Source organism: Streptomyces sp. IBSNAI002 (assembly GCF_052244475.1).
Classification (GTDB): domain Bacteria; phylum Actinomycetota; class Actinomycetes; order Streptomycetales; family Streptomycetaceae; genus Streptomyces.
The window spans coordinates 7,894,007-7,915,627 of sequence record NZ_JBQPXG010000002.1; the positions used below are offsets into that span (position 1 = coordinate 7,894,007).

The following is a 21,621-nucleotide window of genomic DNA, read 5'->3' on the forward strand; positions in this document are numbered from 1 at the left end:
GCGGCCGGTCAGGGGGTGCCGAGGTACGGCAGGGCGCGGGGGTGGACGGCCTGGGTGTCCCGGCGCAGCAGGTCCGCGTAGGACTCGCGGCGGACCACGTCCCGTGCCTCGCCGTCCCGGACGAAGACCACGGGAGGCCTGCGGGCCCCGTTGTAGTTGTTGGCCAGCGAGTAGCAGTAGGCCCCGGTGACCGGTACCGCGACGACGTCCCCGGGCCGGGGGTCGCGCAGCGGGACCTCGCGGATCAGGGTGTCTCCGGACTCGCAGTGGCGGCCGACGAGGTCGCAGTCCTCGCCGCCGCCCACGCGGTTCACCACCGTCGCCTCGAAGCGCTGTCCGTACAGCATCGGTTCGAGGTTGTCGGCCATACCGCCGTCGACCGCGACCAGCGGCCGCGGTCCCGGCTTGACGTTGACGACCCGGTACAGGGTCACGGCGGCCTCCGCCACCAGAGACCGGCCCGGCTCCAGGATCAGCCGGGCGTCCTCGGGCAGGTACGCGCACGCGGCGTCGGTGAGGGTGCGGACGTACTCCGCGACGCCCGGCGGCCGGTCCTGGTACGTGTACCGGACGCCGAGCCCGCCGCCGACGTCGTAGACGGGGTGCCGGCCGAGCTCGGTACGGGTCCCGACCACCTCGACCGACTTCCGGAACGGCGCGGTCTCCATCAGCTGCGAGCCGACGTGCACGTGCAGGCCGTCCAACCGCAGCCGTCCGCCGCGCCGGATCCGTTCGGCGGCCTCGACCGCCTGGGGCGCGGTGAGCCCGAACTTGGACCCGCGCCCGCCCGTGGCCATGGCGGCGTGGGTATCGGCATCGACCTCGGGCACCACCCGGAGCAGCACCCTCTGGCCGCCGGCGGCCAGGTGCTCCAGCCGGTCGACGTCGCCGAGGTTGTCGATCACGATCGTGCCCACACCTGCGGAGAGGGCCATCGCCAGCTCCTCGTCCGTCTTGGCGTTGCCGTGCATGACGAGGAGTTCCGGATCGGCCCCGGCGGCCAGCGCGGCGACCAGCTCTCCGCCGCCCGCGATGTCCACCCCGAGTCCTTCCTCGACGAAGGTACGGATCACCGCGGTGCACGGGAACGACTTCGAGGCGAAGACCACTTGGCTGTTCGGCCAAAGCTCGGACAGCGCCCGCCGGTACGCGCGCGCCCGAACGCGCAGGGCCGTCTCGTCCACGACGAACGCGGGCGTGCCGAAGCGCTCGGCCACATCGGAGAGCCGGCAGCCGCCGACCACGAGCTGTTCCTGTCCGTCCAGGTGGGAGCCCAGGGGAAAGAGGCCGACCAGGTCGTCCTGAGATGTGCTGAGCAGTGCGTCGGAATGCATGGAGCGCGTTCCCCCTCGGATCGGCATGGGATGTCCGATCGCTATCCTGGCAATCCTCCGCAGCGGGTGCCGCAGCCGATCGGCCGACGAAACGAGCCCTCCATTGTCCGATCCCACCATGCGTACGCCGGACCCGGACGACGCCCCCGCCACCTTGGGCGGCGTGCTGCGGGCGGCCGGCGTGTCGGCTCCCCGCGTGCTGACCGCCCCGGCCGGTGCCGGGGTTCCGGTTCGTGGCACGGTCATCCATGACGCCGGAGACCGGCTCCCGGACTCGCCCGGCGGCGTACTGCTCCTCGTCGGCACCGACCCCGCCGACCCGCGCCGGCTCGCCCTGCTCGGCCAGGCCGCGGCCCGCGGTTTCAGCGCCGTCGTGGTCAAGCGCCGGGGACAGGACATCCCGCGGTTCGTGCACGAGGCCGAGGTCCAGGGCATCGCCGTGCTCGCGGCCGACGACGAACTGCCCTGGCGCACCGTGGACGCCGTACTCAGCTGCGCCCTGTCGGGATCCGGAGGGCCCGAGTTCACCCCCGCACCGCTGGGCGGCGGGGAGCTGTACGCCCTCGCGGACCACCTCGCGACGGTCGTCGGGGGCGCGACGGTCGTGGAAGACCTGGCCCAGCGGGTGATCGCGTACTCCAGCGTGCCCGACGTCCGCATCGACGCCTTCCGCGAGCGCGGCATCCTCCAGCGCCGCGTGTACGACCTCCCGGAACTGCCCATGCAACGCGGCCAGTACCGCCAGGTCCTGGCCGCGCCGGGCGTGGTCCGGTTCCCCGAGATCGGGGAGGAACTGCCCAGGGCCGCGGTCGCGGTACGCGCCGGGACCCTGCCGCTGGGCTCCCTGTGGGTCATCGAACCCGAATCGGGGATGACGGGGGAGGGCCTGGCCGCACTGGCGGAGACCGCCCGGCTCGCCGCCCCGCACCTGCTGCGGCTGATCACCCTGCCCGAAGCGGAGCGCCGACTGCGCCGGGACACCCTCCTCTCCCTGCTCACCGGCTCCGGGGTGGTCACGGAGGAGGCCTCCGCACTCCTCGGCCTGCGCCGCGGCAGCGAGTTCCGGCTGCTGGCGCTCGCGCCCCCGCGCGCGGTCGCCGGCCACCGCGGCCCCACGCCCTCGGCAGCGGCCGCGGCGACCGTCCTGGAGCACGCCGAGTCCGAACTGGTCCGCCAGTGCGCGGCGCACCGCCCCGACGCCACCGTCGCCGCCACCGGCGGCGTGCTGTTCGTCCTGCTGCCCCAGGCCGGGGCGCTGCACGCCGGCCGCCGGTTCGCCGAGGCGGTGCTGACCGCGGTGCGCCGGGCCGTCTCCCCGGACGTCACCGCGGCCCTGACCCGGGCGGCCGTGGACGTGAACGCCCCGGCCTCCCTGCGCAGGGAGGCCGAGGCGGTGTTGCGGGCCGTCGCCGGGGCGCCCGCCGGCCCCGTGGCGATGGCGCCGGACGTGCGCCACCGGATGCTGCTCGACCGGGTCGGCGACGAACTGGAGCGCGATCCGTGGCTGCGGCTGGCCGAGGTCGACGCGATGCTCGCCCACGACGCCCGGCACGGCACCGGCTACGGGGCGTCGCTCAGCGCCTGGCTGGACGAGGTCGGCGATGTCGCGGCGGCCGCCGGCCGGCTGCAAGTGCACCCCAACACCCTGCGCCACCGACTGCGCAGGGTGCGGGAGTTGTTCGGCCTCGATCTCGACGACCCCGATGTCCGGCTGGGTGCCTGGCTCGAGCTCAGGCGCGCGGCAGGTCCGCGGGCTCGCTGAACCCGTCCCCCTCCCTGTCCCGGTCGTCGGCGGAGCCGTCGGCGAACCGCTCCAGCCGGGAGTGGCGACGGCCGAAGCCCAGGTACAGCCCGGCGGCCAGCAACAGCCAGAGCCCGAACAGGGACCAGGTCAGCCCCGGAAGCAGCCAGGCCAGGTAGAGGCAGGACCCGGCCGACAGGACCGGGACCAAGGGGTGCAGCGGCAGCCGGAACGGGCGCGGGGCTTCCGGCGCGGTGCGCCGCAGCACCAGGACTGCCGCGGCGACGGCGGCGAAGGCGATGAGGGTGCCCAGGCTGGTCAGGTCGGCGAGCTGCTGGAGCGGCACGAACGCGGCGAGCAGCCCCACGCCGGCCCCGACGATCCACGTGTTGTGCGCCGGGGTGTGCCGCTTGCGGTCCACCCGGGAGAACACCTGCGGGACCAGTCCGTCACGGGCCATCGAGAACAGGATGCGGGTCTGCCCGAAGAGGGTCACGAGCACCACGCTGAAGATCGACACGACGGCCCCGGCGGACAGCACCAGCGCCGGCCAGCCCATGCCGGTCACCTGACGCAGGATCTCCGCGAGCACCGCCCGGCCGCCCTCGGCCTGTTCCCCGAACCGCGCCGCGTCCTGGGCGCCGACGCCGGCCACGGCGACCGCCGCGTACAGGGCCGTGACCGTCACCAGGGTCAGCAGCAGTGCCAGGGGCACGGTGCGGCGGGGGTCGCGCACCTCCTCGCCGGCGGTGGACACGGCGTCGAAGCCGATGAACGAGAAGAACACCCCCGAGGCGGCGACCGTCACCCCGGCCACGCCGGCGGGGGCGAAGTCGGCGAACCGGGAACCGTCGAAGGCGGTCAGGGCCACGGCGACGAACAGCACCAGCACCCCCGTCTTCACGCACACCATCACCGCGTTGACGATCGCCGACTCCCGCGTGCCGCGCACCAGCAGCAGCGAGCAGAGCAGGACCACCGCCAGCGCGGGCAGGTTGACCGCGCCACCCGCACCGGGCGGCTGGCTGATCGCGCCGGGCAGCGCGAAGCCGAAGAGGGAGCCGGTCACCTCGTTCAGGTACTGGCCCCAGCTCACGGCGACCGTGGCCACGGCCACCCCGTACTCCAGGATCAGGCACCAGGCGACCAGGTACGCCGCGCCCTCCCCGAGCGAGGCGTAGGCGTACGAGTACGTGCTGCCCGCCACCGGCACCGTACTGGCCAGCTCCGCGTAGCACAGCGCCCCCAGCCCCGCCACGACGGCCGCGAGCGCGAACGACAGGACGACGGCCGGGCCGGCCTTGGGCACCGTGGTGCCCAGGACGAAGAAGATGCCGGTACCGACCACGGAGCTGATGCCCAGCAAGGTCAGCTGCCAGAGCCCCATGGTGCGGCGCAGCCCACCCTCGCCGCCGCCCTCGGCGGCCTCCCGTGTCAGGTCTTCGAGCGCCTTGCGGCGCGTCACCGCACTCATGAACGTGGGCATGGCAGGAATCCTCCGCATCGATCCGCGTCCGGATGTCCGGACACTGCGTGGATCCTGCGCGCAGGCGGGCCGGCGGCCAACGCATCCGCCACCCGTAACCGTCCACCGGGATTGGCCGATCGGACATAGACGGGGGAGGGGCGCCCCGGTACGGCCGGACCGTCCCGGCGGCCCCGTGGTCACCGTGCGGGGCGGCCGCCCGGTGTCAGTCGAACACGGTCTCCCGCTCGGCCAGTTCGCGGTCGATCAGCTCCTGGACGGCGGTACGCGTGGTCTCGCTGAGCCGCCGGGCGGCGTCCCGGCGGGCGGCCAGCCCCTCCGGCCGGGGCGGCGCCGGGATCGGTTCCCCGACGGTGATCGTCCAGTTGGACGGCAGCGGGAACGGCGTCGTGACCGGGAAGTACGGAACGCCGAGGATCCGGGCGAGGGTCGGCACCTCGCCGAGCTTGGGGCAGGCCTCCTCCGCGCCGACGATCCCGACGGGCACCACGGGGGCACCTGCGCGGATCGCGGCGACGGCGAATCCGGGGCTGAAGGACCGCAGGCGGTACCGCTCGGTGAACGGTTTCTCCAGGCCGGCGATGCCCTCCGGGTACACCCCGACGAGCCGCCCGGCGTTGAGGTGCTCGACGCCGGCCGTCGGACCGATGGGGAGCGCGCCGTTGCGGCGGGCGTGCCGCCCCAGGATGGGGGTGCGGAACACGAAGGGGGCCGCGAGGAAGCGGACGCGCCGGTCCAGGGCCCTGCCGAGCACCTTGTCCAGTACGAACGCGTCGAGGCCCCAGGCCCCGGAGTGGTTGACGGCGACCACGGCCGGGCCCTCGGCGGGGATGTTCTCCAGGCCGAGCGAGACGACCCGGAAGTAGTCGTCGACGAGCCAGTCGAGCAGGCGGTCCCACGCCACACCGCCGGCGTCGCCGAGCAACCGTTTGGCGGAGCTGAACTCGGCCCCCGCCGCTTTGATGATCTCGGCCACGTTGTCCTTCACCATCGGAGCTCACTGTCCCCTCGCACGTCGGCCGACCGGGTGTCGGCGACACGTTTCCGCCGGTTCAACGGCCGCGGGGTCTGATGATCACGGCCGATCGGGGCACAACCGCGTGAATTTCTCAGTTCGAGACCGGGGTGGTCAGCCCGACAGCCGGCCCGCGGCACTGCGTACGTCGGCGGCAGCGCGCGAGCACCGTTCGGCGTGCCCCAGGAGGATCATGCGGAACCGTTCGCCGGCCTCGCTCCCGTTCCACCCGGTGTCCGAGGCGCAGGCGGCGAGGCTCTCGGCATGCCGTTCCAGCCGGTCCGCGTCGGCGCGCCCCCGTACGCCGTACTCGGACAGCGGCGCGGCCGCGGCCGCACCGGTGGACCGCGGCGCGAGGTCCGCGGGATGCACCTCGGCCGTGATCCCGCGGACGACCTCCCGGCAGACGAGCGCGGCGAACCGCGCGAGGGCGCAGCCCGACGGGTCCGCGCACAGCGCCCGGGCCGGATCCGTCCGTCCGCCCTCCCCGGCCGGCCCCAGCAGCTGCGGCAGGTAGAGGATCTCCTCGCCGGCCCCGATGGCCACGCCATCGGCCGTGAGCGGGGCGCGCACCGGGTACACCACGGCGGACAGCGGCGGATACCGGTCCAGCGCCTGCTCAACGGCCTCGGCGGCGGCCTCCTCCTCCGAGCCCGCTCCGGTGCCGGCCGTACCCGCGCCGAGCAGCTCCAGGGCCTGAAGCGCCGCGGCGCCGGCGGCCGCGGACACCAGGGCCAGCGCGTGCGCGACGGCCACGTGGATGTCGTCCGGGGCGCCGTCCCGGCCCCGGGCCGCCAGCCGGTCGGCCAGGGAGCCGGGCTCAGGGTCCGCGAGGTACGGTGCCAGACGCCGTCGTACGGCCGCCGCCCGCGAGGCCTCGTACGTCCGGCTGCCCGGGGCGCCCGCCTCGGTGACCAGCTCGCTCAGCAGGGTGTCCTCGGACGCGCCCGCCCCCAGCACGACGTGCCGGCTCAGCCGCAGCATGCCGGCGCGCCAGCGGTCCCGCTCCAGGGCGCCGTCCTCCCGCCGGGCACCGCGCACGTCCACCAGGTGCCGGGCCACCTGGGCGGTCAGCCCGTCGTGTTCCTCCCGCGTCAGCGCGTCCCACGCGCCCGCGGGGGCCGCGTGCGGGGACAGCGCGTACCGGAGGCCGTCGGCGGCGAGACCGGACGCGGTTCCCAGCGCCCCCGCGGCGTCGGCGCGGCTCAGCAGGCTGTCGGCATCCGCGCGGGTCAGCGGCACGAGGAAGGTGCCGAAGGGCGTGCGCAGCCGCACCGGGCGCCCGTTCCGGCCGCCCCGCAGGTGCGTCATCAGCCGTCGGGTCAGCCCGTCGCGGGTCAGCGCGTCCACGCCCAGCACGCGCGCGGGCAGGTCCGCCCACGGCAGGCGCCGGGCCACCAGCGCGGTGCTGAACAGGATGTTCTCCAGGGGCCAGGCCGTATCGGGCCGTGACGCCGTCACCGTGGCGGTCGGGGTCGGGGTCGGGGTCGGGGTCGGGGTCGGGGTCGCGGTCGCGGTCGTGCCGTCGGCTTCGGTCATGGGGCGGTCTCCCTCGTGGTCACTTGTCGCGGAGCATGTACGGCTGGTTCCCGACGACTTCACCGTCGTAGACCTTGATCAGTTCGTTTACCCGGTCCCGGTGGTGCGCCATGTCCCCCCGGAGGGTGTCGGAGTACGCCTGCGGCGCGTGGGAGAGGGGGTAGTCGTAGGACTCGTCCAGCCAGGTCAGTTCGACCCAGGCGGCGGGGATGTCGTTGGGGGAGGCGGGCCCCCGCCCGTCGAGCATGGGGATCACGTCGTGCTTGTTGACCAGACTGATCACCTGGGTGGTGTGGTCGGCCGGGCGCTTGTTGTCGATGGGGGAGCCCAGCGTGACCACGTGCGTGATCCGGTAGGTGGATGCCAGCTCCACGTCCATCGCCAGGTTCATTGCCGTCAGCCCGCCCAGGCTGTGCCCGACGAGCATCAGCTCCGACCCGGCCGGCAGCCCCGCCCGCCGCAACAGCTTCCGGGCGGCGCGCGTGTAGGTCGTGTCGGAGCGCAGGCACCCGTCGAAGGCGCCGATCAGATCCTGCGGGGTGCTGTTGCTCGGCAGACCGAAGCTGGTACCGGGCAGCAGCAGTACGTGCCTGACCCGGCCGTCGGCGCACTCGACGCGCCGCAGCAGCACCAGCCCGTGGTTGCCGAGCGCTCCGATGTCGTTGATGTAGCTGACGATGTCGTTGCGCGACGTCCTCAGGACCTTCGCCAGGATGGCGTCCGGCTCGGTCCGCTCGGCGCGGCCGGGACCGGGGTTGAGGTAGCGGAGCACCGAACTCGGCAGGCCGAAGAAGGGATCCGTGGAGGGCACCCCGCCGGCGAGCGTCACCCAGGAGAAGTCGTCGTTGACCGGGTTCTCGTCGAGCAGCCCCAGCAGCGCAAGCAGCTCCATGATCACGGGGCTGACGGTCGTCAGGGCCCGGGTCACGCCCAGTCGCTCGACCAGCGCGTGCAGCGCCTTCAGCGCCTCCCACCGGTCGCCCGCCACCATGGCGTCGGTGAGCCGCCTCGCCAGTGCCGAGTCGAGGTTCGGGTGCTCGACGGCCGCCGCCTCGATCCTCAGCGCGAAGGCGTCCACCGCCATGGCCACCGCGGCGGGGCGGCGGTAGATCATGCTCCCCGCCATCCGGGCCAGCTCCCCGGCCAGCCCGCCGTTCGGACCGAACCCGAGCCCCGAGGGGCTGGTCAGCGCCCGCGCGCACGACGCCGCCGTAGCGAACGCCCATCCCGGACGGCGCAGGGCGGCCAGTCCGAACCGCCAACTGCTCACGGCCCCGGTCAGTTCCCCGCCGGCCCGCTTCGCGGCCAGGGCCGCGTCCGCCAGCAGCACGGAAGCGGCGACCAGCAGCTCCGCGTCGGGGCCGGCCGGCGCGGGCCGGGCGGCGACGGAGCCGATCGTGTCGACGGGAGGCCTGCTCTGCCCCGGAATGGGCTGTGTTGCTTCATCGACCACCTGAGGCGCCACGGTCCTCCCTCTCATCGCTGTGCGGTCTCGCCGCGCTGCCCGCTTTTCGCCAGGCATGCTGACACCTGGCGAGATCCACTTCCTGCGTACGCGAGGCCGCGGACCGGCACGATCCGTTCCCCGCGGCGTCGCCGGCCGCCGCCGCCGGGCCTCCGGGGCCCGGCCCCAGGGGGCGCGGGACGGGTACGGCGGCGCAGCGCCCGACCCGCGGGATTCCGTCGGCCCGGAGGGTGAGCGGCGGATCACGGCGTTGACGCGCGCCGGCCCGGGGCTGCGAGGCCCAGGGAGATGCCGGCTTTCGGGCGGCTGTTTCCTTCGATTCGGGGGTGGAGAGTGGCCCGGACCACACCGACAAAAGGGACGAGTCGGGCACGGAGGGTGAGATCCGGGCCCCTCGGCGGTGACCCGCCCCACAGGACCCAGGTCACATACGAACCGGGATAGTGGTCCTTAAAGGTCCCGTATGCGCCCTGCCGCACCCCCTCCCACCTGGGCGGACGGTCCGCTGCCGGCAGGGGGGCCGTTCCGCCCCGGCTGCGAGGTCCACTAGTAAGAGGGGTCGTTGCCAGGGGGTCGGGGGGTCTGTAGAACTGGATGAGTCGCAAGGCGGCAGGGGTGCTTCACCCCCCCGCCGACGAACCCCTCTCCTCCCCGTGAGTGGCTCACGCATGTCACCGGCATGCCGCGACCGTCCCTGTCCCCTTCGGAAGGTCAGTCCGTGTCCAACACCGTCATCCGCCGCATCGCCGCTTCGAAGAAGACCCTCACGGGTACCGTCCTCGCCCTGGGTGTCGCCGGTTCCATGCTGGCCGCGGTTCCCGCGCAGGCCGCCCCGATGAGCGCCAAGGCGATCGCCCAGCAGATGATCAAGGACCCGGCCCAGTTCGCCGCCTTCGACAAGATCATCTCCCGCGAGAGCGGCTGGGACTACACCGCCACGAACTCCTCGTCCGGCGCGTACGGCCTGGTCCAGGCCCTGCCGGCCTCGAAGATGTCCTCGGCGGGCTCGGACTGGAAGACCAACCCGGCCACCCAGATCAAGTGGGGCCTGAAGTACATGAACGAGCGCTACGGCAGCCCCGTCGGCGCCTGGAACTTCTGGTCCGCCAACCACTGGTACTAAGCCACCATCACGCAGCGGACCCACGTAGGACGCCCGGCCGGGATTTCCCGGCCGGGCGTCTTCGCGTATGCGGTCGGTCGTATGCGGTCAGCCCGCGGACGGTGCCCGGCGCGGTGCCCGGCGGACGTCGCGCGGAGCCTGTCCCTGCCAGCGGTGCACCGCACGCCGCAGGGCCCGGGCGTCGCTGTACCCGACCCGGTCCGCGATCGAGTCCAGCGGCAGGTCGGTGGAGCGCAGCAGGTCCATGGTGTGCTCGTGCCGTACGGACTCGACCTCGGCGCGCCAGCTCGTGCCGTTCTCGGCCAGCCGCCGCTGGAGCGTGCGCGGACTCATCGTCAGACGCTGCGCCACGTTCTCCAGACTCACGGCGTCCTCCTGGAAGGCCGAGGCCAGCGCCCCCCGGAACAGGTCCTGCCACCCCAGTACCGGCCGGGACGATGCCAGCACCAGCTCCGCGTGGTGGGCCAGGATCCGGTCCATGCCCGGCTGCGCCTTCGGCAGCGGGGCGTGGACGTCGTCCTCGCTGAAGGAGATCGAGTTGTACGGGGCGTCGTACTGGATCCGGTCCGTGCCGAAGAGTCCGGCCAACTGCCGGGCCTGCCGCGGCGGGCGGTGGGTGATGGTGACCCGGGACGGCACGATGTGGCGGCCTGCCGCGGCCCGCGCCCGGGTCAGGAAGAGCGAGAGGGCGAACAGGTCGACCGCCTGCACCACTTCCGGACCCCACGTGCCCGTGGCGTGCCGGACGGTGAAGTGCCGCCCGTCCTCCTCCACGATCAGCTTCTCCGCGGCCGGATCGCCGAGGACGGCCAGCAGACCCACGGCTTGTGTGAGCGATTCGCGCAGGGTGGCCCCCGTGGTGACGAGGTAGTCCCAGAGGCCGAAGGTGCCGATCGGGGCGTCCTCGAGGACCAGCGGGCCGATGAGCGTGTGCGGTTCCAGCAGGATCAGGTTCTCCCAGACCCTGAGGAGCGACGGGGTGGAGACTCTGGAGAGATCGTCCGTCAGGACCTCGGGGGCGAGGTCGGGTACGCGTGCGAGCTTGACGGTGTCCGCACCGGGCATCGCGCCGACGAGGGAACGTGTGAGGTGGGCCGAAACCGTGCCGTTGATGACGGAGGACTGCATAGGAAGGCCGAGGCTACCAGCTGTTGTGAACTGGTATTCGAGGCCTCCGGCTCAGGGACGAGACCCCTCGTCGCGAGGTGCCCCGGCCGTCTTCACCACGGCGGGGCCGCCCGGTGCGTGCCGTGCCCAGTCCACGATCCGTACCGCCGCCCCGGCGGCCTCCTTGCCCCGGCAGTGCGCGTGGTGCCTGCGCGCGATGCCGTCCAGGTCGAGGTGGGGCGTGAAAGCGGGATGCGCCGCCAGCCGTCGCGCGTACGACCACAGATGCGGATGGTCGGTGATCCGGTAGACCGCCGCGGCGTCCAGGTGCCAGCGGTGAACCGTGTCCAGCTGCACCAGCGTCACCCACACCTGTACGTCCGCGGCCGTGAGTTGTTCTCCGCCGAGCACGTGCGGCGCGGAGGACAGGCGCTGCTCCAGGGCGTCCAGCCCGCGCAGCAGCGTGGCGAGCGCGGTGCCGCGCGCCGCCGCGTCGATGCGGGACCGGCCCGCGCGCTGCGCCGCGGCGTTGATGCCCTGCTCGCAGAGCCGGGCGACGGCGGCGAGCTGCTCGTCGGCGCCGTCCGGGTGCAGGCCACGGCCGGAGGTGTCGAACCGCCCGCTCAGGTCCTGGAGGATGTCGCCGGCGTACGAGCTGACGATCCGTCCGGTCCAGTCGTCGCTGAGCACCGGCGCGACCGCCGGGCCGGGGTGCTGGTGCGAACTCGCCTCGTACAGCGGACGCAGCGCCACGTACCCGCCGTCGGGCGCGTCGGGCACGGCGGGGAGCATCGTCAGCGGGAGGGCTTCCGCCAGGCCGAGCAGGCTGTGCGTGATCGCGATCCGCAGACAGTGCGGACAGGAAAGCGCGAGGTGGAGCCGGTAGCGGTGCGGCACGGCCGGGTAGCCGCTGCGTGCGTCACGGCCGATCCTGCTCCGGAAGGACGGCGACGGCACGGCGTGCGGGGAAGTGGCGGACATGCGTCTCCCTGGGAGTTCTCTGTCACGGGCGTACGACGGTGACGGTCTGCCACGGCTTGGCGCGGCCGGGACCCCGGGGGGTGAGTGCGCGAAGGATGAGGGCGCGGAGGATCAGGGGCGGGCGGACGCGGGCCGGCCGCCGAGGTGCAGGGGACTCGCCGCACTGCACACGCGCAGAAGGTCGATGTGGCGGCGGGACGTCAGCAGGGGCAGCGGCAGGACGGCGGTGCGTTCGCCGTCAGTGCCGCGGTCCAGTGCAGAACAGCCCATGATTCCCTACCGGTTCACCAGGATTCGCCGTTCAGGAGTGTCGATGCGTGTCGGGACGCTGTCAAGACCACGGGTGGACCAGGGGTGTCATCCCGGCGCTGCGCCGGCGTCCGCGGCCACCCGGAACCCGATGTTGCCGGTGGAGCTGTCCGGCGTGAGCTCGTCGAACCCACGGGTAGCGCCGCTGTTCGAGGCCGCCGCGGGCCGCGTACTCCCATTCGGCCTCGGTGGGCAGCCGGGTCCCGGACCAGGCGCAGTACGCCTGGGCGTCGTTCCAGGAGATGTGCACCACGGGGTGGTCCTGGCGGGCGGTGACGGACGAACCGGCGCCCTTCGGCCGGCGCCGGCTCGAACCGGGGACGGCCCGCCACCAGGGGACGGCGGCCACGGGCGGCGATACGGCGGCGACGTCCTCGGGCAGGAAACCGCCGAAGACGAGGAGGAGCCGAAGCGTTCGGCTTCGGTGACGTGTCCGGTTGCCGCGACGAACACGCCGAACCGGGCGTTGGTCACTGTCGTGGTGGCGATGCGGAACGGGTCCACGGCGACTTCGCGCACCGGCCCCTCACCGTCCGCCGGGAAGCCGCCAGGGTCGTCGGTGCCCATGAGGAAGCGCCCGCCCGGCAGGTCGATCAGACCCCGGTCGGGCTGCCGGGCGGCGGCGGTGCCGGGGAGGGCGCGACGGCGGTGGCGTCACCGTGTCCCGGGGCGCAACAGGTCTGCATGGCGGCTCCGTCGTCCGTCCGGTCATCTTCCGGTCAGGAGGCCGCGGGTGCGCAGGACGCGGCGTTCGAGGGGGCTGAAGATGAGGAGGTCGATGGCGATGCCGACGACGAGGATGAGGATGATGGCGAGGAAGACGCCGGGGAGGTCGATGTTGTTGCGGCCGTTTTCGAGGAGTTGGCCGAGGCCGAGGCCGAGGTCGGGGGAGCTGGCGATGATTTCGGCGGCCATGAGGGAGCGCCAGGAGAAGGCCCAGCCCTGTTTGAGGCCGGCGAGGTAGCCGGGGAGTGCGGCGGGCATGACGATGTGGCGGGCGCCGAGGAGTCCGGTGGCGCCGAGGGTGCGGCCGGCGCGGAGGTGGAGCGGGGGGATCTGGTCGATGCCGGAGACGAGGCCGTTGGCGATGGAGGGGACGGCTCCGAGGAGGATGACGGTGTACATCATGGCGTCGTTGAGGCCGAACCAGAGGACGGCGGGGGGTACCCAGGCGACGGAGGGCAGGGACTGGAGGCCTTGGAGGATGGGGCCGATCGCGGCGCGCACGAACTTCACGCGGGCTACGAGGAGTCCGAGGGGGGTGGCGATGGCGAGGGCGAGGAGGAAGCCGAGGAGGCCGCGGGAGACGCTGGTCCAGATGACTTCGAGGAGGGTCCCCTTGAGCCACATGTCGGCGAGGCTGTCCCATACCGCGGACAGTGCGGGGAGTTTGGTTTCCTCGGTGACCTTCAGGGAGACCAGGACCTGCCACACGAGCAGGACGAGGCCGACGGCCAGGACCGGTGGGAGAGCCTTCTTGACGAGGATTTCGCGGAAGGGTGTGCGGTGGGTGTGGACCGCGTCCAGGGCGTCGAGGCCGGCTTCCAGTCCTGCGAGGTCGTCCGTTTTCGCCTGTGTTTCAGTGCTGGCCATGGCGGCGGATCTCCTCGCGCAGGTGTTCAGTGATCTCGAGGGACAGTTCCGCTACGTTCGCGTCTTCGATGCGGCGTGGCTGGGGGATGTCCACGGTCCATTGCCTGGCGACTTTGCCGGGGCGTGAGGAGAGCAGGACGACGCGTTGGGCGAGGCGGACGGCTTCGCGGACGTTGTGGGTGACGAAGAGGACTGAGAGGTTGGTTTCGGCCCAGATGCGGGCGAGTTCGCCGTGCAGTACGTCGCGGGTGATGGCGTCGAGTGCGGCGAAGGGTTCGTCCATGAGGAGGAGTTGGCTGTCCTGGGCGAGGGCGCGGGCGAGTGCTACGCGTTGGCGCATGCCGCCGGACAGTTCGTGGACGCGTTTGCCGTGGGCGCCGCCGAGGCGGACGAGTTCGAGGAGTCGTTCGGCTTCGGTGCGGCGGTCGTTTTTGGGGATTCCGCGCAGTCGCAGGGCGAGTTCGATGTTCTTGCCTGCGGTGAGCCAGGGGAAGAGTGCGTGTTCCTGGAACATGAGGGCGGGGCGGCCGGGGGTCTGGATCGTGCCGGTGGTGGGTTTGTCGAGGCCGGCGACGAGGTTGAGCAGGGTGGACTTGCCGCAGCCCGAGGCCCCCAGGATGGTGACGAACTCTCCGGGAGCGACATCGAGGCTGATGTCGTCCAGGACGAGCTGTGATCCGGCCGGGCCGGAGAAGGACTTCGAGACGTGCTCGATACGAGTACCGTGCGTCGGCTCCGCTACGGTGCCCTCGGCAGCCTTGGCGAGCGTGGTGGCCATGGTCGTCACCTCCTGGGGTTGCTGGGTTGCTGGGTTGCTGGGTTGCGGGGTTACTTGGCGCCGAGGCCGGCGTCGGAGACTTCGGGCTTTCCGGCGGCCTTGAGGACCTTGTTCAGGAGCGTGAGGTCGTAGATGCCGGTGAGGTCGGGCTGTTCGATGAGCTTGGCCTTGACGGCCCATTCCGACTGGGTCTTGAGGGTGGCGGCCAGCGGGTCGTCGGTGGTGGCGATGCCGGGCCAGGCCGGGTCGATGATGGCGGCGTCGAGGGGCTTGCCGCTGTCGGCCGCGAGTTTGGCGTTGGCGGAGGCTTTGGCCTGGTCGGGGTTGGCGTTGATCCAGGCGTTGGTTTTGACCGTGCCGGCCAGGACCGCCTCGACGACGTCGGGGTGCTCCTTGAGGAACTTCTGCGACACGATGATGTTCGTGATCACGAACTTCTTGTCGGGCCACAGGGTGGTCTCGTCGAGGAGGACGGCGCCGCCGTCGGAGACGAGTTTGGAGGCGGTGGGCTCGGGCACCCAGGCGCCGTCGATGGAGCCCTGCTTGAAGGCGTCGGGGGTGACCTTGTTGTCGGTGCGGACGACGGAGACGTCGCCCTTGCCGGACTCGGGGTCGACGCTCCAGCCCTTCTCCGAGATCCAGTTGAGGAACGCGACGTCCTGGGTGTTCCCCTTCTGGGGGGTGGCGATCCTCTTGCCCTTGAGGTCGTCCAGGGTCTTGATCTTGGCGGGGTTCACGACGAGCTTCACGCCGCCGGACGCGGAGCCGGAGATGATCCGCAGGTTGGAGCCCTTGGACTTGACGTAGCCGTTGATCGCGGGGGAGGGGCCGATGAAACCGATGTCGAGGGAGCCGCCGTTGAGGGCCTCGATCTCGGACGGACCGGCGTTGAACGCCTGCGTCTTGATCGTGGTGCCGCCCAGTTCCTTCTGGATCAGGCCCTCCTGGAGGCCGACCAGGGCGGTGGCGTGCGTCAGGTTCGGGAAGTACCCGATACGCACCTCGGAGGCCGACAGCTTCTTGTCGCCGGTGGCCGCGACCTTCGCCTTGTCGTCTTCCTTCTTCGCCTCGGAGCCGTAGCCGCAGGCGGTGAGCAGCAGGGGAAGGGTCGCGACGACGGCGATGGTGCGCAGGGTGCTGAGCGGTCTTGCGGCAGACACGGAGGTGTCCTTTCACGGGATGGTGTTCGGCGAGGTACGGCGATGGGCGAAGCAGGGCCATCGGGGCAGACGGCACCCGTTCCCGGCCGTCGGCGGCGGGATCGCGGTCGGCGGCGGACGGGTGTCGAGGGCTCGGGGGCCTGGGTGCGGACGGCGGGCCCGCAGCGGCGGGCTGGGCGGGACGCGGGCGAAGCGGTCGGCCGAGGGTCCGCCCGGCCGGCGGCGAACGGGGCGGTACGCGCCCGGTGGTGCTCCGCGCGTGGGGCCCGGCCCCGAGGAGACGTCAGGCGGGCTGACAGATGGCGCTGGACGTACGGACCAGGTCGATGTGGCGGCGGGACGTCAGGGGAAGCATCCGGCCTGTGTGGTGCAGTGTGTGCACGGCCCCGCCCCTCCCTGAATTCCTAGTTTTCCTACCTGGTTGGTAGGCATATTGGCAGAGGCTGAGACTCGCCCCAAGGGGTTGACCACATGATGGACGGCACCATCTCGGGATCTGAGAAAGTGCAGGTGGGGCAGGGGTCAGGGATTGGTCCAGGCGCCGGGCGTGTCGGTGAGCGCGGAGACGTCGGCGGGCAGGTCGGACGCCGCGACGTCGGCGAGCGTCACTCCGTCGAGGATTTCGCGCACGTTGGCGCGGAGCGCGACCCACAGGGGGAGCAGCGACTGCGCGGGGCCGGTGTAGGACAGGTCCGGCGGGCGGACCCCGCGCACCGAGACGAGGGGGCCGTCCACGACGCGGATGACGTCCGCGATGCTGATGGACTCGGCCGGCTTGGCCAGCCGGTAGCCGCCGTTGCCGCCGCGCTGGCTGAGTACGAGACCGCCCCGGCGCATGTCGTTCAGGATGCCCTCGAGGAACTTGTGCGGAATGTCCTGGGCGTCGGCGATCGCCTCCGCCTTCAGGGGCCCGTCGTCCTGTGCCGCGGCAAGCTGCAGCGCGGCACGTACCGCATAGTCCGCCCTGGCTGAGATCCGCATGCGGCCATTATCCCGTACGGCTCCGGCGCGCGTGTCCGGCGGCGCACGGCCCGGAACGCGGATCCCGCGCCCCGTGCCGTGGGCCGCCGGACACGCGCGTCAGTGGAAGGCCGCGGCCACCGCACGGTGCGAGCCGTTGAGGTAGTGCTCGCCGATGGAGCGCAGGCGGTGCGCGACCGGGCGGTGGGCGGTCAGGACGCGCGCGTTGCGCCAGAACCGGTCCAGACCGGGCGCGTCGGCGAGCTCCAGCACCCGGGTGGTGATGTGCAGGGCGGCCTTCGACGTGACGGTCTCCGCCGTGGCGACCAGGGCGGCGACGCCCGCGGGCTCCTCGGGGTCGAGGTGCGCGCCCGTGTCGAGGGCCCGGGCCATCACCTCCGTGGCCCGGTCGACCACGGCGGTGGCCGTCTGAGCGGCGGAGGCGAGTTCCCCGTACGTCAGCAGCAGGTCCGGATCCTCGCCGGGCAGCCGGTGCGCGCGGCCGCCCCTGCTCAGGTCGCGCGCTTCGGTGAGGGCGCCCTCGGCGATGCCGAGGCCGACGTGGCACAGGGCGAGCCGGAGCGCCGGCTCGGCGAGCGCGGTGAAGGGCGCGGTCGCCTCCTCGTCGTGCGGCCGGCGGCCCAGCACCTGCGCGGGCGCGACCGTGACCCGGTCGAAGGCGACCTCGCCCGCACCGGCGAGGCGTTGTCCGAGGCGGTCGCGGGCCGGTTCGACGGTGACACCCCGTGCGCCGGGCGGGATCCGTACGACCAGGACGTCGCCGGTCCCGGCGCAGACGGCGTCCACCACGATCTGGTCGGCGACGGCCGCAGCGGTGTCCACGGACCGGTACCCGTTCAGCACGTAGCCGGTGCCGCGCCGCCGCAGCACGAGGCCGAGCCCATCGGCGTCGTCGTGGTGTGCGGGGGCGCGGACCGTGCCGGTCCACAGCCACTGCTCGCGCACCGACTCCTCTTCGAGGGCGGCCGCGTGGTGGTGAGGTGCGTAGAAGCGTCCGCTCCAGGCGTGGACGTAGTGGCGCGCGAGGACGTCGCCGACGGAGCTGTCCGCCGCGGCGATCTCCCGTACGACGGCGCACGCGGTGCGCCAGTCCGTCCCGCGGTCCGCCCCGGGCGGGGTGAGGGCCGCCAGCAGCCCGGCCTCGCGCAGCCTGGCCGCCTCGTCGGCGGGCGGCGCGCCGGCCAGGTCGCGGGCGATGGCGTCCGCGGCGAGGTCCTCCGCCACGTCGCGGGCGGCGCGCAGGAACCTGCGGCGCTGTGCGTCGGCGGGCCGGGGGGCGGCGGCCGTGCTCGGTGTCGTCGGCATGGCCGTCACCGACAGGTCCGGGTGCCGCCGATTGGTGCGGGGGCTGGGTGGACGGCGGTGCCAGGGGTGATGGCGGTGGTCATGTCGACTACTCCGGAACGTTGTCGGGTGGCGTCGGCCGGGTTCTTCCGAGGCGCGGTTCGCGGCGGCCGCTGCCTTCGGGGCGTCTGGGCGGGCGGCAGTTCACCGGGATCCCCACCTTTCCCATCGGATTGATAGGGATACTTGCCCGTGGTCGCCGCCCCGGCAAGAGCGTGACCGCATGGTGGACAGCGCCGTCTTGAAATGGAAGACGGCTCCGTGGGTGGGGAGTTGGTTCGGCGAGAGCTCCTCCGGCTATTTCCTATGCAATCGGTAGGGAAGTATTGACGAGCGCCCGCACCGCACTTCACCATGTGTCCATGTCCCCGTCGCAGCCGTTGCTCGTACGCCGCAGGCACGTTGACTTCCGTCGCGTCGCCAGCGCCGTCTGCCGACCCTTCTAGGGCTTCTTCGACAGGGCATTTCCGCGACGTGCGCCGGTGTTCCGGCCGTCGCATCCCGCTGTAGGACGCGCCTTTCGCGACCCCGGCCCCTCTGGGCCGTACGGGTCCGTCCGGCGTGCCGCGCTTCGACCTTCCCGGTCGAGACCGTCACGGAGATCCCCTGCCCCGTCGTGGCCGAAAACCCGGCATCCGTACTTCACTCCGAGCAGCCGAAGGGGCTCATCGTGACCACCGCAGTTCCCGCATCCGCCGCCCGCCGTTCCCCGGCCCCCCGCCTCCAGCTCGTCGGCGAGCGCCCGCCGGGCGCCTTCGCCGACCGGGCCGACGGAGCCCGCGTCGGGTACCTCGTGTTCCTGCCGGCGCACGTCGACCCCGTGGCCCTGATGGAAGCGCACGGGATCCGCCCGGAGATCCATCCCCTCGAACCCGTGGCGCTCCCGGCCCGCGGACCGGAACCGGTCCCGCGCGCCGAACCCGAGCAGTCCGCCGACGCCATCCGAGTCGACCGCGATCGCCGGGTCGTCGAGGTCGACGGGCGCGAACTGGACCTCACGTACCTGGAGTTCGACCTCCTGGCGCACCTCGTGGGCAACCCGTACACGGTTCACACGCGCGATTCCCTCATCTCGGGCATCTGGGGCTACGGTCACATCGGCGACGGCCGTACGGTCGACGTCCACGTGGCCCGGCTGCGCCGCAAGCTCGGCCCCGCCCTCCGCAACCGGATCTCCACCGTGCGCCGCGTCGGCTACAAGTACGTGCCCGACACCCGCTAGGTGTGCGACTGCTGGTGCTTGATTACACCGGGGCCTCGGTCTTCTGCTTGAGGCGTTCGTAGGGTGTCTGGCCGCCGAGGGCGCCGTGGGGGCGGTGGTAGTTGTAGTAGTCCTCCCACTCTCGCAGCTTGTCGTTGAAGACGCCTGTGTCGTCGATGACGAGGCCGTCGAGCATGCGGTAGAACTCCTCGGCGTCGATGCGATGGGAGCGTTCGACTTTGCCGTTGAGGTGCGGTGATGCGGGTTTGATGTAGGTGTGGGCGATGCCCTTGTCGAGAACGTTCCAGTGGAAGGCTGACTGGAACTCCGCGCCGTTGTCGGTCTGGATGACCTCGATGCGGAACGGCAGGCGCTCGAGGACGTAGTCGAGGAACTGGACGGCGGTCTTCTGGTCGCACCGCGGGTAGATCCGCAGCACCCGCAGCCTGGTGCAGTCGTCGATGGCGGTGAACTGGTAGTACTTCGCCCGGCGCCGCCGTTTCGGAAGGGGCCCGGTCACCGGCGCTGCCGCAGGAGCCTGCGCAGGGAGGCCGATCGGCTCGATGAATTTGACGTCGATCTGGACGCGGTTGCCGGGCAACTGCTTCTCGTAGCGGGTGTAGCGCTTGTCGTGGCGTTTGTAGCGCTGGGAGGCCGGCAGCCGGTTCAGCCCGAGCTTCTTGAGGATGCGGTAGACGGCTGAACAGGCGATGTCGATGTCGTGGTACCGCTTGAGGTACATCTTGATCTTCATCGGACCGAAGTAGTAGTGCCGCCGCAGGTAGACGATCTTGTTCACGACGTCGGCCTCGGTGGCGTGAGGACAGTGGTGCGGCTTGCTGGACCGGTCCCGCAGGCCGTCGAGGCCTTCGTCCTGGTAACGGCGCTGCCACTTATAGAAGCAAGTGCGGCTGATGCCGTAGTACCGGCAGGTCAGCGCGACGTTCCCCGTGACTTCTTCGGCGTGTCGCAGGACCGCAAGGCGGTGCTGGGCCTGACGGTCCTGCTGCTGTTGAGGTGAAGGGGGCACGGCAGACCTCCGTCTACTCGGAGACCCATGTGTAACCAACGTCCGGCAGTTTCATAGCTAGGGCCCGGTCGGTCGAGAGCACCCCGGAGCCCCGGTATCCCGCCACCCCGCCACCCCGCCACGCCGAGCGTGGCGGGGTGCTCCGTCAGCCCTGCGTCCCCCGCCGCTGGTTGAACGGGAGCCGGCCGAGTACGACCGCCATGCCGCAGGTGTTGGTGAGGGCGGAGAACACCAGGCCGGCCGCGATCCCGGCGGACAGCAGTCCGAACGCCGGATGGACGAACTGGTCCAGGGCCAGGCCCAGCAGCACGATGCCGCCCGCGGCGAAGCGGACCTGGCGCTCCATGGCCCACACGGCCCGCGGCCGCCCGTCCGGGTACCGGAGCCCGTGGCCCCCGGCGGCCCAGGCCGTGGTGCCGCCGGTCAGGGTCGCGGCGGAGAGGCCGTGGGAAGCCAGGGTCCCCGCGGCGTTCTCCGAGCGGGCGCCGGAGGCGCACACCAGGAGGAGCGGACCCCGCCCGGCGGCCTGACGGAGCTCCGGCAGCGCTCGCGCGATGCGGTCGAGCGGGACGTTGACGGCGTTCGGCAGGTGGCCGGACGCGAACTCGGCCGGCGTACGGACATCGACGACGGTCAGCTCGTGGAGGCGGGACCGCGCCTCGCTGACGCTCAGTGCGGTGACGGGGTCACTCATGGCGGATCGGATCCTTGGCAGTCGGGGAGGCGGGGCCCGCTTCGGTGAAAGCCGGGACAGCCCTTAGGCGTTCGCGATGACCAGCAGTGTGCGTGCGGCGGCCGGGCCCGCCAGGCGACATCGGTGCGGGACCTCGCCTCGGTGGTGCGCGCTCTGCCCGGCGCGGAGCGTCAGCGGCTCCTCGCCCTCGACCTCGAGGACGATCTCGCCCTCCAGTACGTACAGGAAGTCCTCGCCGGGGTGCTCGAACCAGCCGTGCTCGCCCTGGCCGGGCTCGAAGTGGTGCTCGTAGGCCTCCATCAGCGTGCTGCGCCCGCCCGGGATGAGCACCTGGGCGGTCTGCCCGGTGGCCTCGTTCACCCGGATCACCTGCGGGTCGCTCTCGTGGCTGACCGCACCCGGTCGCGCGGGCGGCCGCAGGAAGGTGCCCGGGGTGACGTCCAGCGCTTCCGCGATCCGGTAGATCGAGCTGAGGCTGGGCGTGGCGAGGCCGCGTTCGAGCTGGCTGACGAACGGCTGGGAGAGCCCGGAGCGGGTGGCGAGGACGGCCATCGAGACGCCGCGCTGTGTGCGGCAGCTCCGGATCACCCGTCCGACCTCGATCGCCTCCGGGGTGGGTTCGGGTCGAGACACGCTGGCGAACGTACCTCATCACCGGACGGCGTCCGTGGGGCTCCGGAGAGGTTTCGCACTGCCGCAACACTCCCGTCATAAGCCTGGTCAATTATTGACCTCACTTA

21 protein-coding genes and 1 pseudogene are annotated in these 21,621 nt (G+C 72.2%); 4 read left to right on the forward strand and 18 right to left on the reverse strand.

Going from position 1 to position 21,621, the window contains the following annotated elements; genetic code table 11:
• Positions 1-8: 8 nt before the first annotated feature.
• Entirely contained in the window at positions 9-1,334 is a 1,326-nt protein-coding gene (lysA, locus tag ACTVZO_RS36565; RefSeq protein ID WP_443302441.1) for a diaminopimelate decarboxylase, read from the reverse strand.
• A gap of 118 nt (positions 1,335-1,452) precedes the next feature.
• Here lysA and ACTVZO_RS36570 point away from each other — a divergent pair, with 118 nt between their 5' ends.
• On the forward strand, positions 1,453-3,096 hold the full coding sequence (locus ACTVZO_RS36570; protein ID WP_443302442.1) for a PucR family transcriptional regulator: 1,644 nt from the start codon (positions 1,453-1,455) through the stop codon (positions 3,094-3,096).
• Here the strand turns inward: ACTVZO_RS36570 and ACTVZO_RS36575 are convergent.
• The 4 genes from ACTVZO_RS36575 to ACTVZO_RS36590 form a co-directional block, all read right to left on the reverse strand.
• Positions 3,065-4,561 (reverse strand): APC family permease, encoded by a 1,497-nt coding sequence (locus ACTVZO_RS36575; RefSeq protein ID WP_443302443.1) that lies wholly within the window; start codon positions 4,559-4,561, stop codon positions 3,065-3,067. The two genes, ACTVZO_RS36570 and ACTVZO_RS36575, sit on opposite strands and share 32 nt — an antisense overlap.
• Positions 4,562-4,766: 205 nt before the next feature.
• The gene (locus ACTVZO_RS36580) at positions 4,767-5,552 is read right to left on the reverse strand and encodes a lysophospholipid acyltransferase family protein (protein ID WP_443302444.1); all 786 of its coding nucleotides are present in this window, start codon (positions 5,550-5,552) and stop codon (positions 4,767-4,769) included.
• Between the two features lie 138 nt (positions 5,553-5,690).
• Positions 5,691-7,115: a hypothetical protein gene (locus tag ACTVZO_RS36585; protein WP_443302445.1), complete on the reverse strand. Its 1,425-nt coding sequence runs from the start codon at positions 7,113-7,115 to the stop codon at positions 5,691-5,693.
• A 19-nt stretch (positions 7,116-7,134) separates the two neighbouring features.
• Positions 7,135-8,568 carry a lipase family protein gene (locus ACTVZO_RS36590; protein ID WP_443302446.1) on the reverse strand — a complete coding sequence of 478 codons (1,434 nt, stop codon included), beginning with the start codon at positions 8,566-8,568 and terminating at the stop codon, positions 7,135-7,137.
• 691 nt (positions 8,569-9,259) lie between these two features.
• On the opposite strand from ACTVZO_RS36590, the gene ACTVZO_RS36595 reads away from it, so the two are divergent.
• The gene (locus ACTVZO_RS36595) at positions 9,260-9,703 is read left to right on the forward strand and encodes a transglycosylase SLT domain-containing protein (RefSeq protein WP_443298580.1); all 444 of its coding nucleotides are present in this window, start codon (positions 9,260-9,262) and stop codon (positions 9,701-9,703) included.
• A gap of 87 nt (positions 9,704-9,790) precedes the next feature.
• Here the strand turns inward: ACTVZO_RS36595 and ACTVZO_RS36600 are convergent, their stop codons facing one another.
• From ACTVZO_RS36600 to ACTVZO_RS36645, 10 genes and pseudogenes are all read right to left on the reverse strand, one after another.
• Positions 9,791-10,831 (reverse strand): AraC family transcriptional regulator ligand-binding domain-containing protein, encoded by a 1,041-nt coding sequence (locus ACTVZO_RS36600; protein WP_443302447.1) that lies wholly within the window; start codon positions 10,829-10,831, stop codon positions 9,791-9,793.
• 51 nt (positions 10,832-10,882) lie between these two features.
• Positions 10,883-11,791 carry a glutathione S-transferase C-terminal domain-containing protein gene (locus ACTVZO_RS36605; RefSeq protein WP_443302448.1) on the reverse strand — a complete coding sequence of 303 codons (909 nt, stop codon included), beginning with the start codon at positions 11,789-11,791 and terminating at the stop codon, positions 10,883-10,885.
• Positions 11,792-11,902: 111 nt separating this feature from the next.
• The gene (locus ACTVZO_RS36610; protein WP_443302449.1) at positions 11,903-12,061 is read right to left on the reverse strand and encodes a hypothetical protein; all 159 of its coding nucleotides are present in this window, start codon (positions 12,059-12,061) and stop codon (positions 11,903-11,905) included.
• Positions 12,062-12,230: 169 nt separating this feature from the next.
• Positions 12,231-12,786: pseudogene (locus ACTVZO_RS36615) on the reverse strand (SUMF1/EgtB/PvdO family nonheme iron enzyme); the annotation flags it as partial.
• Positions 12,787-12,808: 22 nt separating this feature from the next.
• The gene (locus ACTVZO_RS36620) at positions 12,809-13,693 is read right to left on the reverse strand and encodes an ABC transporter permease (RefSeq protein WP_443302450.1); all 885 of its coding nucleotides are present in this window, start codon (positions 13,691-13,693) and stop codon (positions 12,809-12,811) included.
• Positions 13,680-14,471, reverse strand: coding sequence for an ABC transporter ATP-binding protein (locus tag ACTVZO_RS36625; protein WP_443301509.1), 792 nt, complete (start codon positions 14,469-14,471; stop codon positions 13,680-13,682). Before ACTVZO_RS36625 ends, ACTVZO_RS36620 begins: the two co-directional genes overlap by 14 nt.
• A gap of 50 nt (positions 14,472-14,521) precedes the next feature.
• Complete coding sequence (locus tag ACTVZO_RS36630) at positions 14,522-15,631, reverse strand: aliphatic sulfonate ABC transporter substrate-binding protein (protein ID WP_443302451.1); 1,110 nt, start codon at positions 15,629-15,631, stop codon at positions 14,522-14,524.
• Between the two features lie 283 nt (positions 15,632-15,914).
• On the reverse strand, positions 15,915-15,986 hold the full coding sequence (locus tag ACTVZO_RS36635) for a putative leader peptide (RefSeq protein WP_362306379.1): 72 nt from the start codon (positions 15,984-15,986) through the stop codon (positions 15,915-15,917).
• 167 nt (positions 15,987-16,153) lie between these two features.
• Complete coding sequence (locus ACTVZO_RS36640) at positions 16,154-16,612, reverse strand: RrF2 family transcriptional regulator (protein ID WP_443302452.1); 459 nt, start codon at positions 16,610-16,612, stop codon at positions 16,154-16,156.
• 99 nt (positions 16,613-16,711) lie between these two features.
• The gene (locus tag ACTVZO_RS36645) at positions 16,712-17,917 is read right to left on the reverse strand and encodes an acyl-CoA dehydrogenase (protein ID WP_443302453.1); all 1,206 of its coding nucleotides are present in this window, start codon (positions 17,915-17,917) and stop codon (positions 16,712-16,714) included.
• A 401-nt stretch (positions 17,918-18,318) separates the two neighbouring features.
• On the opposite strand from ACTVZO_RS36645, the gene ACTVZO_RS36650 reads away from it, so the two are divergent.
• Both ACTVZO_RS36650 and ACTVZO_RS36655 read left to right on the forward strand, forming a co-directional pair.
• Entirely contained in the window at positions 18,319-18,402 is an 84-nt protein-coding gene (locus tag ACTVZO_RS36650; RefSeq protein ID WP_376195854.1) for a putative leader peptide, read from the forward strand.
• A 224-nt stretch (positions 18,403-18,626) separates the two neighbouring features.
• A complete protein-coding gene (locus tag ACTVZO_RS36655) occupies positions 18,627-19,178 on the forward strand; it encodes a winged helix-turn-helix domain-containing protein (protein WP_443302454.1) in 552 nt (183 codons plus the stop codon).
• A 22-nt stretch (positions 19,179-19,200) separates the two neighbouring features.
• On the opposite strand, the gene ACTVZO_RS36660 is transcribed toward ACTVZO_RS36655, so the two are convergent.
• The 3 genes from ACTVZO_RS36660 to ACTVZO_RS36670 all read right to left on the reverse strand — a co-directional run bounded on the left by ACTVZO_RS36660 (position 19,201) and on the right by ACTVZO_RS36670 (position 21,514).
• On the reverse strand, positions 19,201-20,187 hold the full coding sequence (locus ACTVZO_RS36660; RefSeq protein ID WP_443298085.1) for an IS481 family transposase: 987 nt from the start codon (positions 20,185-20,187) through the stop codon (positions 19,201-19,203).
• Between the two features lie 145 nt (positions 20,188-20,332).
• Entirely contained in the window at positions 20,333-20,881 is a 549-nt protein-coding gene (locus ACTVZO_RS36665) for a rhodanese-like domain-containing protein (protein ID WP_443302455.1), read from the reverse strand.
• A gap of 63 nt (positions 20,882-20,944) precedes the next feature.
• Positions 20,945-21,514: a helix-turn-helix domain-containing protein gene (locus ACTVZO_RS36670; RefSeq protein WP_443302456.1), complete on the reverse strand. Its 570-nt coding sequence runs from the start codon at positions 21,512-21,514 to the stop codon at positions 20,945-20,947.
• Positions 21,515-21,621 lie beyond the last annotated feature (107 nt).

Coding starts and splice junctions, on each gene's coding strand:
- lysA (WP_443302441.1), bottom strand. CDS start 1,334: ATGCATTCCGACGCACTGCTCAGCACATCTCAGGACGACCTGGTCGGC.
- ACTVZO_RS36570 (WP_443302442.1), top strand. CDS start 1,453: ATGCGTACGCCGGACCCGGACGACGCCCCCGCCACCTTGGGCGGCGTG.
- ACTVZO_RS36575 (WP_443302443.1), bottom strand. CDS start 4,561: ATGCCCACGTTCATGAGTGCGGTGACGCGCCGCAAGGCGCTCGAAGAC.
- ACTVZO_RS36580 (WP_443302444.1), bottom strand. CDS start 5,552: ATGGTGAAGGACAACGTGGCCGAGATCATCAAAGCGGCGGGGGCCGAG.
- ACTVZO_RS36585 (WP_443302445.1), bottom strand. CDS start 7,115: ATGACCGAAGCCGACGGCACGACCGCGACCGCGACCCCGACCCCGACC.
- ACTVZO_RS36595 (WP_443298580.1), top strand. CDS start 9,260: ATGCCGCGACCGTCCCTGTCCCCTTCGGAAGGTCAGTCCGTGTCCAAC.
- ACTVZO_RS36600 (WP_443302447.1), bottom strand. CDS start 10,831: ATGCAGTCCTCCGTCATCAACGGCACGGTTTCGGCCCACCTCACACGT.
- ACTVZO_RS36605 (WP_443302448.1), bottom strand. CDS start 11,791: ATGTCCGCCACTTCCCCGCACGCCGTGCCGTCGCCGTCCTTCCGGAGC.
- ACTVZO_RS36610 (WP_443302449.1), bottom strand. CDS start 12,061: ATGGGCTGTTCTGCACTGGACCGCGGCACTGACGGCGAACGCACCGCC.
- ACTVZO_RS36620 (WP_443302450.1), bottom strand. CDS start 13,693: ATGGCCAGCACTGAAACACAGGCGAAAACGGACGACCTCGCAGGACTG.
- ACTVZO_RS36625 (WP_443301509.1), bottom strand. CDS start 14,471: ATGGCCACCACGCTCGCCAAGGCTGCCGAGGGCACCGTAGCGGAGCCG.
- ACTVZO_RS36640 (WP_443302452.1), bottom strand. CDS start 16,612: ATGCGGATCTCAGCCAGGGCGGACTATGCGGTACGTGCCGCGCTGCAG.
- ACTVZO_RS36645 (WP_443302453.1), bottom strand. CDS start 17,917: ATGCCGACGACACCGAGCACGGCCGCCGCCCCCCGGCCCGCCGACGCA.
- ACTVZO_RS36650 (WP_376195854.1), top strand. CDS start 18,319: ATGTCCCCGTCGCAGCCGTTGCTCGTACGCCGCAGGCACGTTGACTTC.
- ACTVZO_RS36665 (WP_443302455.1), bottom strand. CDS start 20,881: ATGAGTGACCCCGTCACCGCACTGAGCGTCAGCGAGGCGCGGTCCCGC.